This is a genomic window from Pseudomonas sp. ChxA (genome assembly GCF_030263855.1).
Taxonomy (GTDB): domain Bacteria; phylum Pseudomonadota; class Gammaproteobacteria; order Pseudomonadales; family Pseudomonadaceae; genus Aquipseudomonas; species Aquipseudomonas fluorescens_CB.
Window position 1 is genome coordinate 3,568,782 of the sequence record NZ_JARPMK010000001.1, and the last position, 16,865, is coordinate 3,585,646.

Sequence of the window (16,865 nt, forward strand, 5' to 3'; positions counted from 1 at the left end):
GGACAATTGGCAATCCATGCGCACTTTGTAGTGCATGGAGGACAATGTGAGCGCAGGTGTTAACTATGGGTGGAAAGTTAAATACAGTCTCTGACATGATCTTTATGGACTTGCTACCACCTGGTAGGGAGGTCGTTAAGGAAATGAATATGACTCACGTAACACTGTCGCTTGACTTTGAAAATGCGAACGCTGTTCGCAAGAAAGCTTACAAGTTTCTGGCCGAAAAAGAATGGGTTAAACTAGATAGTGTCGACACTGTTTGGGCGATTGAATATCCAGAATTCAATTACAAACTTCCCGAGGATGTCCGTAAAATTCATTACGACATAGCAAAAACGCTAAAGCAGTGTGCTAAAGACCTGGAGATAGAGCGCATCAATTATATTATCCAGGTAGGTGACCGTGGGGCGTTTCAGCGCCAAGTGACCTGCAAATATGGGGTCGCTGAAGAAAAGGCTTACGTTAAGTAGGCGATTTAAAGAAAGGAGCTGTCCTCGCAGCTCCTGATGTTCTGATAGCACATCATGTTATCCATGGATTTCATAACCGGCCTTTCAGAAAGAAGCCTTGACTATCGTGCGATAAAAAACATGAGTCCTGCCACACGGCAAAACTCACGCATTCTGGTTTCAAGTTAAGTAGAGCAGAGCCGCACTTTCGTTGAAAGATCAACTCACTTTTCGAAAATGCAACCCGGCCCATGGCTAAAGATTGGCTGTCTAGGACTGAACTTCGCGAATCATATTGCACGCGATGATCGCCTGCTGAACCTGAGTAGTTGCAGGCGTTCGATCCTGGCCATCACCCTTGCAATCTCTTTCCGAGCTCATTGCCGGCGTCCCTTCCTTCGCCTGCTCTCCCTGGGCCATACCGTGAGGTCGCCCGGGCGCAGCCGTGCGACGATTTAGGGTCAGGGGCCTGACTTAGTGGACGGTCGACCAGCCTCGGCTTGAGCTTGAGTATCGGAATCGGCGACAGTCCGCCTGGATGCTTGACTACGCAAATCCAGGCCTATCAGCCAACGAATCCATGCTCCAAACGCCTGGCATACTCGACAGTGGTCTCAGTCTCCACACTGCTGGTGATCATGCTGGCAGGGGCTTTGCCGCCAAATGCTTTTACCGGACGTGTCATCCAGTGCATGGCTGCGTCGAAATCGCCGCCATACAAGCGCTTTGCGGCGTCGAGCACTTCCAAATAACGGGCCTGTTGATCGGGGGGCAAAGTGCTCATGAGTACGCTCCTTCTGCGGTCTAGTCCTATCCTACATCATCGCCATCCGCTCACTGTCTCCCCCTCATAGGCGAGCCCGGTGCCAGTTTCAGGCGTGCCTGTTACTTCGATCCCGACAGGTGGTTACGGTCGCCTGAGGCTGGCGTCTCAGAAAATGTGTAAACCAGTTTTTTGACGTGTAAAGCGCGGTGGTTTACACATCAAAAAATTGGTTTACACACCGGGTCGGGGGCGGTTTCAAGCTAGATCTTCACTTCTATCCCGGATTCCCCTCCCGCATCCCACTGCGTAGCAGCACACGTTGACTCAAGTTTCGTCATTCGCATGCTCGCTGCAATTGCTCAACGAACAGAGGCAGATAAAGCTCAGACTCGGCTATTTGCCACCAAACCTTGTTCTGATGCTTATCGGTAAACGCCAGCAGATCGTGGGCCAGAAAAACCTCAAACCCTGCCCGTGCGACCTTGTCTTCGGCGCTGAACTCGTAGAGTCCTGCTTGGACGAGCAGCTTCTTGACAATAAGAGGCAACAACCACGCAGAGAGAATGAGGTGGTTATGGCGAGGCCAAATGCTTCCCTTCTGGCCAGTGCCTGGGCCATGCGCGGCAGCATTGCGTGCGGCACTGACATCGTGAACCCAGGCGTCGAGCGGGCGGCTGACGTTGCTGTCCCAGTGATTGCACCACCAGCGCTCGTCCAAATTGCCCTTGTACCAGGTGGGCGGGTTCGGTAGCTCGTCGAAGTGTTCGTTGATCGCCCTGCGAAAGGCTGCCTTGTCATGCGGAACGGCCAGCAGCGTGTCAATGGCGATCCTCATCAGGATCAGCTCTGATCGCTCATCCATGGAAGAAGCATCAGTGTTGGCTCTTAGGTAAGAGACGATCGCTTCATCGATGCGCTCCTTCAATTCTCCGTCAGGGAGTTTGAGCAAAGCATCCAGCAGTGGCGCGTCGAGCGTGAAGCGCGTACGGTTGTCGACGTGGTACGGCCGAACGAACTTGAGCCCTCCGCTCCCCGCCAGCATGTTTTGAGTATTGCCGTCACGCCGGCGCGTGGTCATGCAGGAGTGAGTCGGCGTGCCGACATCAAACCGCTGCGCCACGACCTGTAGAGTGTCTGCGTTGTAGTACTCAAACGTTGAGCAGAACTTGCGTTGTGCTAAGGCGGAAAATGCGAGGTAGGAACCCTGAACCAACCGCTCCTGGATCTGGGCATCCGATGCGTTCAGGCCTGGCGTGTCCTCATCCCAGATGATGAGTGCCGCTTGATGGATTGGCTGCGAGGGGTGAGGCCCAACGCCCCGGTCGCCATAGTTACCTAGAACGCCGTCGAAAGCTGCCTGAGGGATGCCCAGCAGTTCGCCAGGGAGTCGACCGCGCTCGTAAGGGATGAGGCGCATGTCTGCGATCATTAGCTCCTCAGTAGCCGCTATCCAAGGTAGAAAAAACACCACTGCCATAACCACCCCCGTTCACCTAATCATCGGCTGACTGATCCCAGCCCACCAGAGAGACTTTCCAACAGGAGTCTTGGAAAGGTGTAAACCTATTTTCTGAGCTGTAAACCAAAGCAGTTAACAGGTGAAAAAATAGGTTTATACCGACTCTGGGCGCCGCCGGCGCCACCTCCCAAATACGAGCACCACAAAGCTAAGCCAGCGCATTGCTCAGGGTAGTTCAAAGCCTAACTCGGCCAATGCTTGGCGCTCCTTCGGCTTCAGTTTTTTTACCGCCCAGATGAGCATATGCCGGGGGCGGGAGCTTGCGACGTAGGCGAAGCGTGCGGCTTCAGATTTGCGATCAGAGAGCCAGTCGGCCCAATGGGACTCGTGCTTGCCTCGGGTTTTGGAGGATACAACCACGGTGACATCGTGCGTTTCGCCTTTGACCTGGTGAATTGTCTCGTAGCGTAGTGTCTCCGGTGCTCCATCCTGGATCTCCTGGCTTAAAAGGCGTATGGACACCGGTTTGTTGCCCTCTCCCCGCTGGGCGACGAGATTAAGCCCCCTCAACTCCTGCAGCTCCTCCCGTATTTCGTCGGGCACGAAGCCTTGATCTGGTAGCTGTCGGAGCGCGAGCTTTGCGGTACGAACCCATGCCGTCCATGTTTGGTTTGCGTCGCCGGCGCCATTGGCGACCAAGAACCGGAGGCTCTGGTGGAGGAATTTGCGCCAGCTCAATTTGGACTCCATTGAGACTGGGCAATAGGGCCCTGCTTTTTTGACTTGTAGCTGGAGCTTCCCCGCCAGCCAGTAGGCAAATGTTCTCACACTCACCTTGAGGTCATTCAGGCTTCCTGAGCTGGCGCCGATGCAGGCGACTGCGAGTAACTCTATGCCTTCGAAGGTCTTCCCGTTGCGCAGTCGTTGGAGGGTCGTATGCCCTCGCGCAACCATCACGACCTTACCGTACTCCGTTGTCAGGGCGCGGATCGTTGGCAATAGCTCTGACGGACAGCCTACGTACTCGAGAATTTTTGGCTGGATGGAGGCGATTTCAGGGTTCCCCGAAACCTTTCCAGTTCCGACGATGTTACTGCAGAGGTCGACAATGGCCTGGCCGCTTCGCCAGTTGGCTGTCAGCTCGTACTGCTTGAACTGGAGTGTCTCCATCAATTGGCTGACATTGGCTGGATTCGACCTGCGAAAGCCGTAGATCGACTGATTGAGATCGCCGACAAAGTGGAATTTAACCCCTATCCCGCTGAGCTTGCGTACGATCATCAGTTGTTCGGCGGAGAGATCCTGGCATTCATCCACGATTACCACGGGGAAGCGGCGGGTAACACGCGAGAAATAGCCATCGAAGCGACGTTCCTTGAATGCCATGAGCGCCAGCATGTCGATGTCAGCATAGGTCGCGTAACCGGCAAGCCAGAGTCGCCTTTTGGTAGCTACTAAATCAGCTTTGATCTCTTCAGTGATCTCTGCGTCATTGAGCTGCTGATCGAACCTTCGCTCACCCGTCGCAAACTTGAACCGGCCTGCTGCAAGATCGTAGTTGTACCGGCAGGCTGACACGCGGCGACCACAAATCCGCTGCCGGGTCTGGAAGATATCTGCTTCCCTCTCAAGGATCCGAATACGGTAATCGCCCTCCTTGCCTGGATAGCCCGTCAACTCGCTGGCGATGCTGGCCACCAACCTAGTCAACACGAAGCTGTCGAAGGTAGAGATGCAGTGCGGTAAGCCGATCGGCCCGCCCAAGTACTTGTGCACCCTGCTCCGGAGCTCGTCGGTCGCGCTGTTAGAAAATGTCAGAACGGCGATACCCGAAGGCGAACTTGACCACGCCTGAATGGTTTGCGAGACCATTGCAGCCACCACCTCGGTCTTGCCACTACCTGGGCATGCTTTCAGGTAGCTATGCTGATCAAGCGGCGCCGCGATGTATTCCAACTGCTCCTTGGTGAAGTTCATCGCCCGGCATCCTTCGGCCTCGAGCCTTTAGGCCTGACCCAGGTCATTCGGCTTGTTCCTCGATCCCGCAAGCCCAGAGGATGGCTAAGCGGATGTATTCCGGCACGATGAAGCCGCCCCTCACGTTAGCCAGCGCGTCTGCAAATGCCTGCGCATAGAACCCCTTGCCAATTTCTTTGGTTTCGATTCGATCAAGCATGTCATTCGCGTACGGCGCCCTCTCCGCTGAACTCATGGTCGAGTAGTCCAGGCCAGCCCGCCTTGTCAGCTCCCTCACCACTCCCCCACCTTGCACAGGCCAGAGAGTGGCCGCAGCTGTCGACATCAATCTGAGGTTGTTACCCTCCATCGCGATGTCGTACTCAAAGGTCTTGTACTTACCCACGAACAATCTGCCGAACTGCGATTGACTGATCGGCGCTATCAGCACCAATGCTGGATTGTCCCCTACCTGGAGGTCATCATCATGAGGAAGGAACGGAACAGGAGCATCTTTACCGTCCTCCCCCTCAACCGACCGGATAGATTTCGGGGGGTCATTGTCAGTAAGCCCTGCACACCTGATCGGGACATTCTCGCCTCGCTGATCACCTGTGACATCGCAAAACAGCTGCATGAAATGATTGAAGTAGATACCGCCGAGGTTGATCACGGAGACGCCGTAGTCGTCCAGGCAGTTCTTCCCCTCGCCGTAGGGGCGCAGGACAATACGCGCCAGCTCTGGCAATACCATGGCCTCAGCAATTCCTTCCACGAGTATTGCCCCTTTGGAGAAAAGGAGGTTGGATTTTGTGACGTCCAACCAGCGATCCACAAAGCGGCGACTGTTTTCAGGAAGGCCGCACGCGCTGAGCGGTATAGCAACTGGCCTGGTGTCATTGGAGATGTGGATGAGGTGATCCAGGGAGACGGCAGCGGAGATGACAGTCGAGTGCGTGGTGATGATGACCTGGATGCCGCGCTCTTCAGCCACCGTTTTCAAATGCCGAAGCAGGCGCAGTTGAAGCTGAGGATGAAGATGCGCCTCTGGCTCCTCGATCAGCAGGAGCCGCAGATAGGTCTCTTCGCCTCGCTCCTCCTCTTCCTCCAAGATCAGTTCAGCCAGGATCGATGCGATGTACAGGAGGTTGTTGTAGCCAAGGCTGTTCTCCTCCAGCGATCGGAATTGGGTCGTGTCAGCCTCGCTGAGATTAGGGAAGTACAGAAGCCGCAATCCCTCCACGATCCGGGAGAAGCTGACCTCGGAGAACTGAATCATGGTGCCCTGAGAGAGATTGAGCCCGAGCGCTGCCTTCAGGTTGTCTCCGATTCGCTGATTGGCTTGTTTGATCGCAAATTCGTCGCTCTGTGAAAGCTCACGATTGAAGTTTCCGACATGCTCTTCCAGCGGGTGAAGAGTCTGTGCCCTCCTGGCCGCAGCGAGATCCTTGCGGCAGAGGGCCTTCATGAGCCGGGCAAGACGGGATTGGCGGCCTTCGCGAAGCTTGTTCTCGGCGTCACGCAGCGGAGGCAGGTAGATGCAATGGATGTAGTCCAGCGTCTCGGACTCAAACGGTTTTGCATGCTCGTGACCCGCGTAGGTGTGGTGCCTGAAGCGACCGCGAGACTCTTGATTGCGCGCCTCAAAAGTCAGCTTGGCCTCGTCGTGATTTCCACACCAGGATTCAAACGCAATGGCGTCCTGATCGTCCAGGCCTGAAAACGTCGCCTGAATCTGGATGCTTTCAACAGCGACCGCGCCCGCCTCAAAACCCCGGTAAAAATCTCGCTCACTGATAATTCGCTTGCCTGACTCCGAGTCGTTGAAGAGCTGGCGCACTGCACTGACCACGCCAGTCTTGCCGGCCCCATTCTCTCCCACGAGCACGTTCAGCCCGTCTCGAAACTCGATGGTGAACGGCTCACCAAAGCATTTGAATCCAGTGACATCCAATTGCCGTAGATACATGCGAATCCCTTCTAGTGGCCGGTTACCAATGAATATGACGTGACGGCCGGATGTATCTGGCCTGCAGGTTCGCGCAAACTGATCGTGTGATAGTGGCATACGGCATAGCCCGGGCAATCTTAGCACCCAGGCTTGGCCTGCGAGGATGGTTGATACCGATGATGATCTACAGTGGGATACATCAGAGTGATTCAGATCCCCAGATCCACAGCTATCAACGTATCTTGACATGGCCCTGCTGCATTAGGTGGCGGAGCAGCTCAGTTCGAAGGTGGAAGCGCAGGCGTTCCCGGATCATGAGATATCCAATCGTCGACGGATTGAAATGTTCACGATCAGTGACCGCCCTTAGCGCCTCAAACGCAGCGACGCCTATTACCTTCTCGTAGAGCCGGGTTTGCGGGTCGAATCCAGGCTTGCGCTCGTAGCTGTTAAGCACCTCACGCAAAATCAGCTCAAGCGCCGGGCCGTGAAAATCTGCGGCAGCGCGCCAAACCTCGGCCTCCAGGTCATCATGCATTCTTTGTTCTTCCAGACGCGGTATATGCGCCGGCAATTTTCGGGTAAACCGCTCCTTTGATTCAACACGTAGGAGTTCGTGTACGCACGTCTCGTTTGACCTTAACCACAATGACAGGGAAGCACTGCTTCGTCACTGCAAGGAGTTCGTGCTGGCAAATGGCGATGCCAGGGAGGACGCATGCTTGGCAGATGCGCTCGAGGCGCTGGCCAAGGCCCTTATGGCTGACAATGAGGCTGCGACCGCCCAAGGGGCGTGCTAGAAATTCGCAAAGTCACTGGGTGGGCCCTGGGTGACCACCCTCACCCGCCCGTCTCGCTCGAGCGATCGGTTGACTCTGATGCATCCACTGCCTGCTCTAGTGCTTGCCGGAGAGTGGCATTCTCGGCTTCCACTGCCCCTATCTGTTGCTGCAGCGCGGTGACAGTGGTGGTGCTTGCCATCAGGGCCTGACGCAATGCCTCAGTGTCCTGCTTCTGATCAAGCAGTTGTTCCTTGAGCGCTTCCTGAGCACCTTCCGCTCGCGCTAGCGCCACCTGGGTGACCTGAGTATCGGAGGTCATGCGTTGAACAGTGTCCGCCAGTTCGGCGGACTTCCTGGCATGCTGCTTGGCCTCTCCCAGGAGGCGCTCGTTATCTCGATTGAGCCGAGTTGACTCGTCCTGCTTGACCGAGACCGTCTCCTGCAGCTTGCGCTGTTCAACCTGCAGCTGGTGAAGCTGTGCCTCGTGGCGACGCAGCTCCTGATCGCGCTGCTCCTTCACCGACTCACGGTAATGCTCCAGAGCGTTGCGGTTATGAAGCAGTTTTTCTTCGAACGATTGAATCTGGGCGTCCCGCTCGCCTAGGCGAACCTTAAGGTCTGCGCATTGCTGGGATATGCCGGCGTTGCGTGTGAGTTCAGCTTGCAGCGAGGCATGAGTGGTCTTGAGCTCTTCGACTTGGATCGCCAGCGCGGACTCCTGCACCTCATGACGGCGCTGAAGCTCTGCCAGCTCGCTCTCAAGGGTTTCTGTGCGGGCGGCCAACAGTTTGCGCTCATGCTCGAACTCTGCCCGCGCCTCAAGAAAGACCTGATTACCCTCCTCCTGCACCTGATCCAACAAGCTCTCGACCACCCCGCGCAGTGCACAGCTCATGCGATCACGCGTGGTTACGTCTGGCCCGGGCGTTTCCAGCTGTTTCAGGTATCGAGCAATCGTGGTCTTGGAGCCTGTATTTCCAATCTCGACCCGCACCGCATCAATGCTGGGGTACACACCACGCATCAGCAGGCTGCTCCGCGCTTTCTGCACCACTGCCAGGTTAACGCCGCCACGAGCCATAAGCCCTCCGTACTATTTCGTGTCATGTCACATGTTATGGAATAACATGATACGAAAATACTTGAACGTGCAGCTAAAAAGCCGACAACTGGTATGAAGTAATACAGATTTATGGCCTCCCAGTTCGGTAAAATCGGTTTTTAGTACATTTAGGCAGTACGAATGCCAAACTCCCCCAATCTGGAGGCCATCTCATGGACAAAGCCGATCTGTACCTGAAGGCTGGAGCCCGGGAGAACACTCGGAAAAGCTACCGAACAGCCATTGAGCACTTCGAGATGGACTGGGGTGGCTACCTGCCTACTACAGGTGACGGCATCGTCCGCTACCTGGCCAACTACGCCGGGCATCACTCGATCAATACGCTCAAGCAGCGGCTCGCGGCGCTATCTCAATGGCATATCACTCAGGGCTTTCCAGATCCAACGAAGACGCCAGACGTGCGACGGGTTCTCAAAGGTATTCGAACTGTCCACCCTGCCAAGACAAAGCAAGCTGCCCCTCTTCAATTGAGTCAGCTGCAGCAAGTTGTGGGTTGGCTAGAGACCGAAGCAAATGACGCTCACCATCAAGGTGATCACAAGTGTGAGGTTCGGCACAGGAGATCAATCGCCCTGGTCTTGATCGGATTCTGGCGTGGTTTCCGAGGCGACGAGCTCGCTCGTCTGGAGATCGAGCACACCTATGCGGCGTCTGGGGAAGGTATTTCCTTCTTTCTTCCGTACACCAAGGGTGATCGCGAGCATCAGGGCGCGACCTACCACACTCCGGCGCTTAAGATGCTCTGCCCTGTGGAGGCCTATATCAATTGGATCACCATTGCTGGCCTGGCCAGGGGGCCGGTGTTCAGGGGGATTGATCGCTGGGGCAATCTTTCAACAGAGGGAATCAATCCTCACAGCCTGATTCCGATGTTGCGCAGAATCCTTGCAGAGGCGGGTTTACCTGCTGCCATATACAGCAGCCATTCGCTTCGGAGAGGCTTCGCAACATGGGCATCGGCGAATGGGTGGGACATCAAAGCGCTGATGACCTACGTGGGGTGGAAGGATATGCAGTCGGCGCTGCGCTACATCGACGCAAGCGCTTCTTTTGGGGGACTGGCGGTGGGGAAACGGGGATCTGAGCTGAAAATTGGCCGGTAGGATCGCTGCCAGTTCGAAAACCAGAAGCACATCCCACCCTGTTTGAGCCCGTTCAGACAGGTGCTACGGCGCCGCTGCCGGGTTACGTTGGCCATGAACACTTCCAGCTGTGCGGCAGTAGCTTCCGGAGACCATCCCGCGAGATGAGGAGTGATCAGCAGGTTGTCGAACCTAGCGGCGCCTCTGGCCTGGAAGGCTCGCTCTCGTAAACATCAATTCCCGCTTCTGCGATGGTGCCGTCACGCAAGGCGCCGGCGAGCAGATCAGTGTCGACGAGACTTCCTCGGCCTATATTGACCAGAAAGCCTTCAGGCCCCAACGCGCTCAGTACATCAGCAGTGATGCTGTGTTTGGTTTCGGCACGGCGAGCTGGAAATCAACCACTTCGAGCCTGTGGTCGCCTCTCGCGTCTTTGACAGCATCACCCTGCTCAAGGAAGGCATTCGGCGTTTCCTCGAGAAGTGTGTGAAGGGCATCACTGCTGACAAGGCGCGCAACTAGCAGCACCTTACTGAATCCATGGCTGTCGCTACCGCACTGGTTCCGACGCTTGGCTATGCGCAGGTCATGCAGACTAACAGCGCTGATTCCGCACCAGCTGTCAGCGTGCGGAAAAATCCCTTCAGACTGCGTCATTTGATGTCGGACTCGCCCAAGGTTGGTCTATGACTCTGCGCTGTCTGCCGCTACTCTACGCACCTCAAAATCAGGGCGCGACCATGGCAGATCGAAAGCACATTCCACAGGAAACCAAGCTCCGGCTTTTCTCAGAGGCCGCAGGCCATTGCCAGCACCCGGACTGCCTACAACCCCTATTCCCAGCTGAAATGGGGGGTGACAAGCACATCGCGGAGATGGCCCACGTGATTCCCCATGGTGAAAAAGGGCCACGTCACGAGGAGCGCCCTGATGGCGAATTCGAAGCCGATTCCTTCGAGAACCTCCTGCTCCTGTGCCCGACCTGCCATACGAAGATCGACAAAAACTCCCCGTCGTACAATCGAGCCACGCTGTTGATGTGGAAGAGCAACCACCTAGCGGCACTGGCCCATAAGCAAGGCGTATATGCCTACGAGGAGCGCCCGCAGGTTAGAAACGCCATTACCGCAGCCATGGCGGAGAACAAGGCGATCTGGAAAAGGCTCGCGCCTTGCGAAGGTACAGATTTTGAGTACGACCCTGAGTCAGACTCCGCGAAAACCTGGTCGCACAGGATGCGTAATGTCATCCTGCCCAATCACCTTCGTATCCAACGCATCATAATGGCGAACCAGCAGCACATGAACGAGGCCGAGCACGAGGCCTTTGCCCAGTACCAGGAGCATGTCCGAGGGCTGGTCGAACGACACGTCTGTGGTGTCTCCGGCCGTGCTATTCGTTATCCAGTACAGCTAGACGGAATCTTTTCATGAAGTGGCAGGTGAAATATGCGTTGGAGAATGCCCGGCGTGAAAGCGGAGTCATCTCGGTAGAACACGCCGGGGGCGATGCTATTCGCATCTCGGTTCGTGAGCAGCCTGACGTTTTGGCTGTCATCAGTGACGCCTACAACATGGACGCCGAGTTGGCTGCTCGATACTACGAGCAATGCCCAGAGATGGATTTCCTCTGCGGCTATCGCAAAGAGTGCTTATGGGATGGTAGTGCGATCGCCTTCCTAGAAGACAAGACCGTAGGATGGGGGAACTACGGATCACTTGGGTCAGCAATTCCAAAAGGCTCGGCGAGGATGGCGTCCCACAAAAACTACATGTTCCCTTACCGCATGATTCTGCAGCTAGGTTACGTTTCGAACGTCCGCCGTGAGTTCGATCGTGTATTCTCTCTGACCCTTTCGCGGGGCCGCTCACTCAGGATAGGCATGATCTGGGAGTATGAGCCGACAGCTGATGCTGTTCGCAGCCTCTGGGACAGTTGTGGTGCTGTGGACGTTGCGTGGAACACCAACCCCAATGGATCGCCCGCTCCAAGCGCCATTGAGGCAGGGCGGCAGTTGGGATGTAAGGTATTGAAATGGGACGAGCTGAGACCTATTTTGCTGAAGGGCTGATGACAGCTGCGGAGGTGGCAGGCTTTCTCCTCGAAACCTGCCCCACACTGCAGTACTACAAGGCCTTCATGTTTGGCTCATCGCTCCACGGCGTCGGCAGCGATTACGACGTCTTGGTAGTGGGCCCTTCTGGCGCGCCATTGGTTCGACTGAAGAGCGAATTGAGAGCCGCTGGCGCTGAGCTCCCGCTCGACATCTTGTACATGGTGCCGGAGGAGGCTGAGGACACAGCGTTCGTCGCTCGGAAAGGATGTATTCCACTCTCACAGCTGGCTCGCTCACTGTACGACATTCAGAAGCGAATTTGAGGGCCCTCCGGCCCTCGCTTGACTGGGTCGGACGCAAGAAGTGCCTGACCTCACATGCCAACACCCGCTATTGTGTTGAGCCCAGATTCATTTGGTACCGGGTAGGCCTCTTCTCGAGGTTGACGACCTCGAGCTTGCCCGCTCGATACGATCATCTGCCGAGATCGCTGCACGTCGCAGGCTTGCAAGAGCCTCGGCAAACGCCTCCGCATGCTCTGCATTGGAGAACTGGTACTCCTCGTTCATACCTGAGCCGGTAAGCCCAAGCTGGCCGTAACAGGCAATGGGAATCTGCCGATTCTCTTTAAACCGCCGATCACGGGAGCCGTTCTTGTTCTCTCGCTCCCACCCATAGCCAAGCACACGAGAGTCACTGGGAACGCCATCGGTCTCTCGAAATCTGCTGAAGCGAAACGCGGGGTTCATGTCCTTGATCGAAACGACCGCAAAATTGCGTGGGCTCTCCAGCAGGACAAATCCCGGGAACAGGTAGATATCTGCACCGTTGGCATTGCGAAGCACTGGCACTTCAGGGTGAGTATCGCCTTCCACTGCAGGAAGGTAGCGAGGGCGGCCTTTCTGGAAAAGCACCCGCACACGGTCAACTGCGCGCTGAGCATTGGAGCGTTCAACCAGACGGTTCACGGCGCGGGAGCCCGTGATGTCCCAAATGACTTTGCTTTGCGAGACCTGATCGAACGAGTCGATGACAGATTCATACCGCCGGACAACTTCAAGGCTGAGCGACCAATCGAACTGCAGGCCATGGCCATCGATGATGGCTCGTATCTCATAGACTTGAGCCTTCCATTGGGCAATCCAATCCGCGAGCTTCTGCTTCAATTTCCGCAGAAAGAGAACGGTGAGCACCGGGCGCGCAACCAGGGTTGCGAACAGGTTTCGCCACATGAAAGCCCGGGAGCGGTGACTGAGCTCCGCATCAAGCGTCTGCCGTTCGTTGTAGGTATCAAGGATCAGTTGCTGCAGCTCTTGCATCCCAATCTCAGCGATTTCCTCAACCGTCTCGCTTTGGATAGGTTGGACAGGTGGGAGCTGGACAGGCAGTTGGTTAGCCGCACCGCCACCCCGACGTACCGATCTGAAGCCAAGGCTCGTTCGATACGAAAAACCAGTGCCAGGAATGCCGAATGTAGCGGTCGCGCCACGTCGGCTGCTCAAGTTGATGGTGGCACCCGCGCCACCCATCGAAAGACTGACGCCGCTCCCCGAGAGGTTTAGCCAGAGCCCATTAGCGATTTTAATCCGCTTGCGATAGCGCAATCCCATTTGCCTTCTCCTCTGCGTCCACCACGCATAGCGAGCTAATGCTCGGATCTTTGGAGGCAAATAGCCATCAATTTCACGACGGATTTACAGGCTATCGGGATCCACCTGTCAGACCAGGATGTGTTCTGCGATTACACAGAGGTGCCAGAGCGATGCTGATCATCAACAGCGCAATGCAGCGGAGGAGGCCTATCGTAATGAGTACCGATGCTGTGAGCTTAGGGACAGGAACCGCGTCCGCATTGGTGGTTACTGTGCTGGGCAACCGTGGACGCTCAGTCCCGGCAACGGGCAACACGGTTGGTGCGATCGTTTGCACCATTGTGGCGCAACAGTTAGTCAATGCGGGAGGAGCCCACGCGAACGCTAGTACCTTCAACTTGCATGCCTGTGCCTGTCTCGTGACCAGCATACCGTTGACCATTGTGTTATTCCGACGCCGCAAAGCAAATGCCGTGCAGCTGCATCAACCCCGGCAGTCGAAGGCCCAGAATGACACCCGTATTGACTGGCGCCCACCCACTGACCATAGGCTCCCTGGCATGGATCAGTGCAGCATCCACCGTAGTGTTCATGCCCACCTTCTTCAACATGCTCGACATGGCGAACGTGCAATCCCACTGCATTCTGGTGATGCTGCCGGCCTGCGCACTGGCGCAGCTTGGATCTCCATGGCTAAGAAAATCGCCCCGGGCATGCGCGGGCCTGGCTATGTGAGCGTGGGTATTGCCTGCATATTGATTGGAGCCGCCGTGCGAAGCGATGCGCTGGCCCTGTTCGGTTTTGCGTTGCTGGGGTTAGGGTTTGGGATGGCCTATCGACTGTGCCTGCTGGCGTGTGTCAGGCATCTGACGCCAGCCGAACAAGCTGCTTTGCCCTCAAAGTACGCCGCAGTGACGTACCTCTCCTCAATGACCGGCGTTCTGCTAGGAGGGGCATTAGGGAATCTCGTAGGCCTGCCGGCGGCAACTTACCTGCTGTTCGGGTTGGCTGCCTTGGCGCTGGTTGCGCTGATGCGCTTCGCTCCAAAATTAGGTGAGGTCGACTAAGAGCTGTAGTTCTTCAGCTGATCACCACTTAGACAGTATGGGGTACGCTATGCGCCCCTTCAGATCTCATTCCAAGGACGATATGGCCGCCTCGAAAAACAAACGCGTTCCTAAGACGAAGGCGCAACCTGCCAGCCATTCGGCGGCGAGCCCATCGATAAACGAAGCTGACTTCCAGGCTGCGATCATCGCGCGCTTGCGTGAAGCCCTCCCCCTGCTGCCGGCTAACATCCGTGCCGAGCGCTATTTGAAATTGCAGCTCGGTCACCATCAGATTGCTGTCGATGGGAGCGGGAAAACTAAAGATCTCTTCAAGGGGCGGTCGGACGTTGTCGTGTTCCTCGATGATAAACCGCTGTTGCTCGCTGAGCTGAAAGCCCCGACTGTGGCTATCACTGATGAAGACGTCGACCAAGGGCTTTCCTATGCCCGGATCCACCAGCCCATGGTTCCACTTGTACTGGTCACGAACGGCGATCAAGCGTCGACCCGGCTTGTGCTGACCTACGATGGAACACTCGTCTCAAACGACAAAGCTGATGCTGCAGGTTTGGCGGGGATTCTGTCGGCGGCATCGAAGTTGGCTAGCAGCTCGACCGAGGGCGCTATTCGCAGTTTGCTGGGGCGAGACCCGAAAGTCTGGGCAGCCATTCTCAAGAAATGGAATGCCGAGGAGATCAGTAGCCGAACTGGCGACTTATCTGATCTGCATCGGGCCATCGCCAAGGACTTTCAGATCCCCCGCGAGGCAGTAGGTCAGATTTTCAAGGAAGTCGAGGATGGAGCGGAAGTAGTCGTCCTGCATGGCACTCCACTATCCGGCATCACTGGCACATTGATCCAACTGGTGGAGAAACTGGAAGACACTCCTGTCCTGTACATCGACCGTAGAGGCTCGGGTGACATTCTCCAATTCCTTTCATCCCGACTGACCCGAGAACTCTCCATTGGGGTTTCCCGGGATGACGTCAGACAATGGCTGATCACTGGTCAGTCATTGAGTGGTTTGATCCTGTTGGTGGACGGCATCCCGGCCGGGGAGCTCGAAGAGCTGCTCCACCTTGCAGAGCTGCAACGCCTCCAACTCGTAATCGGGACTGATAGTGGTAAATTTGACTCACACCGCACCGTGGCGGGCCGCATCGAAGAAACAATGCTTGGTCGTCTCGTAAGACCCGTTGAGCTTCAGGAATTGTCCGACGAAGAGTTCGCCGTTGCTCGCAAGCTCTTTGTAGAACTCAAACACGCTCATTTCTTGACTGGCGCGAAATTGATTCCTGATCTGCGTCGCCCGCGTCAGCTGCGTCTTATCGCGTCCCTTTTACCCCGCCACACTCCAAAGCGTAAATCAGCAACTGATGGTTCAGTATACGAAGCCCGCCTGGTAATCCCCCCGATACCCAATTTCCGGATGCTGGAGGGGGCGAGTAACCTCATCGGAGCAGACCCTCAACTGAAGCATGATCTCACCAAGCTTGCAGTCGCCTATCTGGTCGATGTAACCGAACACGGTCGCGACCATAAGCGTATCGTCGAGACCTACGGAGCTCCATCGATCGATCCCGATATCCTAGAGCAGTCACTCGGCGAACAGCGAATCGAGCGCTTGCGCACAAATGGCGTGATTCACTGGATAGACACTCGGACGCTCGGGCCAAGATTGGTCATTCGGTTCCCAGAGCAGCTGGCTCACTACATCTCTGCCCAGTGGGCGGCAGACCTAAATAGACAACCTGATGCAGACAGCCTAAATGCCACCCTCCAGCGCATTTTCCAGCAATCACAATTCGTGCCCGACGGAGATCTCGGCGTTGCAGCGGCTATCTCTCAAGTCACTGATGGTAATCACCTATACCTAATCATCAGCGCTCTTATAGCCGCCGAGCCCGTGCCGACCTTCCTCACCGAGGGCTCGAAGGTGGAGATACTTACTAAAGACGTCAAAGGCGTTTGCATTGAGTTCGGCGAAGGAGTGAACGAGCGGCTGCCTGGAGATATGCAGCCTTGGCTGATACTGAGCCATTTGGCGATGACGCCCATGGATAGAGGCGACGGTGGTACTTCGTTGAACTTGTCGATTCTTGCCACCTTAGGCAATTCTGAGGATCTCATTTTCAGACCAACGCCTCGCGATCTCAGAGCCATGCTTGGCCTTCACACCCACGACATTCCGGGCGTTGGTTCCGTACTATGTGTGAATAGCGGCATAGTCGAACCGCTCATGCAAGCCATGTATCTTTGGGCATCAAGCCGACCTGATGAGCTCCAGCAGTTGGTGGCGCATGCGCTGCAAGAAGATAAGCGTCACCTAGCCTGGCGCCTGGTGATTCTCTACAGTCTCCTGAAGAATGATACCGATCCCAAGGCCAGCGCAGCAGCTCGAGCTGCCATGAAACGATTGGACAAATACTGGAAAGACCTCAGAACATCCAATGACGTCAAAACTGAAACGCCCACCGTTTAACCAGTAGAAACTTTCGGCGGGGGCGGCCAAGTCCACTGCCGCACCCCATTGGTGATGCTGTGCTTTGACACTCAGCTGTTTTTGGGGCTGCCGGGTTCCTGAAAATGAGAAAAAG

At 55.9% G+C, this 16,865-nt stretch carries 15 protein-coding genes; 6 read left to right on the forward strand and 9 right to left on the reverse strand.

Translation table 11 applies throughout. The annotated features are described in order from the left end of the window. Positions 1-149: 149 nt before the first annotated feature. Positions 150-473 carry a hypothetical protein gene (locus P5706_RS15985; protein ID WP_285680031.1) on the forward strand — a complete coding sequence of 108 codons (324 nt, stop codon included), beginning with the start codon at positions 150-152 and terminating at the stop codon, positions 471-473. A 544-nt stretch (positions 474-1,017) separates the two neighbouring features. Here P5706_RS15985 and P5706_RS15990 read toward each other — a convergent pair. From P5706_RS15990 to P5706_RS16015, 6 genes are all read right to left on the reverse strand, one after another. Next, positions 1,018-1,236 (reverse strand): antitoxin Xre/MbcA/ParS toxin-binding domain-containing protein, encoded by a 219-nt coding sequence (locus P5706_RS15990; protein ID WP_285680033.1) that lies wholly within the window; start codon positions 1,234-1,236, stop codon positions 1,018-1,020. A 316-nt stretch (positions 1,237-1,552) separates the two neighbouring features. Then, positions 1,553-2,647, reverse strand: coding sequence for a hypothetical protein (locus P5706_RS15995; RefSeq protein WP_285680035.1), 1,095 nt, complete (start codon positions 2,645-2,647; stop codon positions 1,553-1,555). 255 nt (positions 2,648-2,902) lie between these two features. Further along, entirely contained in the window at positions 2,903-4,654 is a 1,752-nt protein-coding gene (locus P5706_RS16000; protein ID WP_285680037.1) for a UvrD-helicase domain-containing protein, read from the reverse strand. 43 nt (positions 4,655-4,697) lie between these two features. Beyond that, a complete protein-coding gene (locus P5706_RS16005; RefSeq protein ID WP_285680038.1) occupies positions 4,698-6,602 on the reverse strand; it encodes an ATP-dependent nuclease in 1,905 nt (634 codons plus the stop codon). 214 nt (positions 6,603-6,816) lie between these two features. After that, a complete protein-coding gene (locus P5706_RS16010) occupies positions 6,817-7,122 on the reverse strand; it encodes a hypothetical protein (RefSeq protein ID WP_285680040.1) in 306 nt (101 codons plus the stop codon). Between the two features lie 302 nt (positions 7,123-7,424). Further along, positions 7,425-8,447 (reverse strand): DNA-binding protein, encoded by a 1,023-nt coding sequence (locus tag P5706_RS16015; protein WP_285680042.1) that lies wholly within the window; start codon positions 8,445-8,447, stop codon positions 7,425-7,427. Between the two features lie 194 nt (positions 8,448-8,641). Between P5706_RS16015 and P5706_RS16020 the strand changes: the two genes are divergently transcribed. Continuing rightward, positions 8,642-9,592, forward strand: coding sequence for a site-specific integrase (locus P5706_RS16020; RefSeq protein WP_285680044.1), 951 nt, complete (start codon positions 8,642-8,644; stop codon positions 9,590-9,592). A 154-nt stretch (positions 9,593-9,746) separates the two neighbouring features. On the opposite strand, the gene P5706_RS37020 is transcribed toward P5706_RS16020, so the two are convergent. Next, positions 9,747-9,911, reverse strand: coding sequence for an NAD(P)-dependent oxidoreductase (locus tag P5706_RS37020; RefSeq protein WP_352231391.1), 165 nt, complete (start codon positions 9,909-9,911; stop codon positions 9,747-9,749). 5 nt (positions 9,912-9,916) lie between these two features. After that, positions 9,917-10,228 carry a hypothetical protein gene (locus P5706_RS16025; protein ID WP_285680046.1) on the reverse strand — a complete coding sequence of 104 codons (312 nt, stop codon included), beginning with the start codon at positions 10,226-10,228 and terminating at the stop codon, positions 9,917-9,919. Between the two features lie 29 nt (positions 10,229-10,257). On the opposite strand from P5706_RS16025, the gene P5706_RS16030 reads away from it, so the two are divergent. Further along, positions 10,258-11,004, forward strand: a complete 747-nt coding sequence (locus P5706_RS16030; RefSeq protein WP_285680048.1) for an HNH endonuclease — start codon at positions 10,258-10,260, stop codon at positions 11,002-11,004. Then, on the forward strand, positions 11,001-11,642 hold the full coding sequence (locus P5706_RS16035) for a hypothetical protein (RefSeq protein WP_285680050.1): 642 nt from the start codon (positions 11,001-11,003) through the stop codon (positions 11,640-11,642). The genes P5706_RS16030 and P5706_RS16035 overlap by 4 nt, the downstream gene beginning before the upstream one ends. Positions 11,643-12,037: 395 nt before the next feature. Here the strand turns inward: P5706_RS16035 and P5706_RS16040 are convergent, their stop codons facing one another. Continuing rightward, positions 12,038-13,237 (reverse strand): DUF4236 domain-containing protein, encoded by a 1,200-nt coding sequence (locus P5706_RS16040; protein ID WP_285680052.1) that lies wholly within the window; start codon positions 13,235-13,237, stop codon positions 12,038-12,040. 152 nt (positions 13,238-13,389) lie between these two features. Here P5706_RS16040 and P5706_RS16045 point away from each other — a divergent pair, with 152 nt between their 5' ends. After that, positions 13,390-14,286, forward strand: coding sequence for a hypothetical protein (locus tag P5706_RS16045; protein WP_285680054.1), 897 nt, complete (start codon positions 13,390-13,392; stop codon positions 14,284-14,286). An 82-nt stretch (positions 14,287-14,368) separates the two neighbouring features. Then, positions 14,369-16,750: a type I restriction enzyme HsdR N-terminal domain-containing protein gene (locus P5706_RS16050; RefSeq protein ID WP_285680056.1), complete on the forward strand. Its 2,382-nt coding sequence runs from the start codon at positions 14,369-14,371 to the stop codon at positions 16,748-16,750. Positions 16,751-16,865: the final 115 nt, after the last annotated feature.

Excerpts from the sequence above, each read along its gene's own strand:
- P5706_RS16015 (WP_285680042.1), bottom strand. The coding sequence starts at position 8,447 with ATGGCTCGTGGCGGCGTTAACCTGGCAGTGGTGCAGAAAGCGCGGAGC.
- P5706_RS16010 (WP_285680040.1), bottom strand. The coding sequence starts at position 7,122 with ATGCATGATGACCTGGAGGCCGAGGTTTGGCGCGCTGCCGCAGATTTT.
- P5706_RS16045 (WP_285680054.1), top strand. The coding sequence starts at position 13,390 with ATGCTGATCATCAACAGCGCAATGCAGCGGAGGAGGCCTATCGTAATG.
- P5706_RS16035 (WP_285680050.1), top strand. The coding sequence starts at position 11,001 with ATGAAGTGGCAGGTGAAATATGCGTTGGAGAATGCCCGGCGTGAAAGC.
- P5706_RS16030 (WP_285680048.1), top strand. The coding sequence starts at position 10,258 with ATGACTCTGCGCTGTCTGCCGCTACTCTACGCACCTCAAAATCAGGGC.
- P5706_RS16000 (WP_285680037.1), bottom strand. The coding sequence starts at position 4,654 with ATGAACTTCACCAAGGAGCAGTTGGAATACATCGCGGCGCCGCTTGAT.
- P5706_RS16040 (WP_285680052.1), bottom strand. The coding sequence starts at position 13,237 with ATGGGATTGCGCTATCGCAAGCGGATTAAAATCGCTAATGGGCTCTGG.
- P5706_RS15990 (WP_285680033.1), bottom strand. The coding sequence starts at position 1,236 with ATGAGCACTTTGCCCCCCGATCAACAGGCCCGTTATTTGGAAGTGCTC.
- P5706_RS16050 (WP_285680056.1), top strand. The coding sequence starts at position 14,369 with ATGGCCGCCTCGAAAAACAAACGCGTTCCTAAGACGAAGGCGCAACCT.
- P5706_RS15995 (WP_285680035.1), bottom strand. The coding sequence starts at position 2,647 with ATGATCGCAGACATGCGCCTCATCCCTTACGAGCGCGGTCGACTCCCT.
- P5706_RS16005 (WP_285680038.1), bottom strand. The coding sequence starts at position 6,602 with ATGTATCTACGGCAATTGGATGTCACTGGATTCAAATGCTTTGGTGAG.
- P5706_RS15985 (WP_285680031.1), top strand. The coding sequence starts at position 150 with ATGACTCACGTAACACTGTCGCTTGACTTTGAAAATGCGAACGCTGTT.
- P5706_RS16025 (WP_285680046.1), bottom strand. The coding sequence starts at position 10,228 with ATGACGCAGTCTGAAGGGATTTTTCCGCACGCTGACAGCTGGTGCGGA.
- P5706_RS16020 (WP_285680044.1), top strand. The coding sequence starts at position 8,642 with ATGGACAAAGCCGATCTGTACCTGAAGGCTGGAGCCCGGGAGAACACT.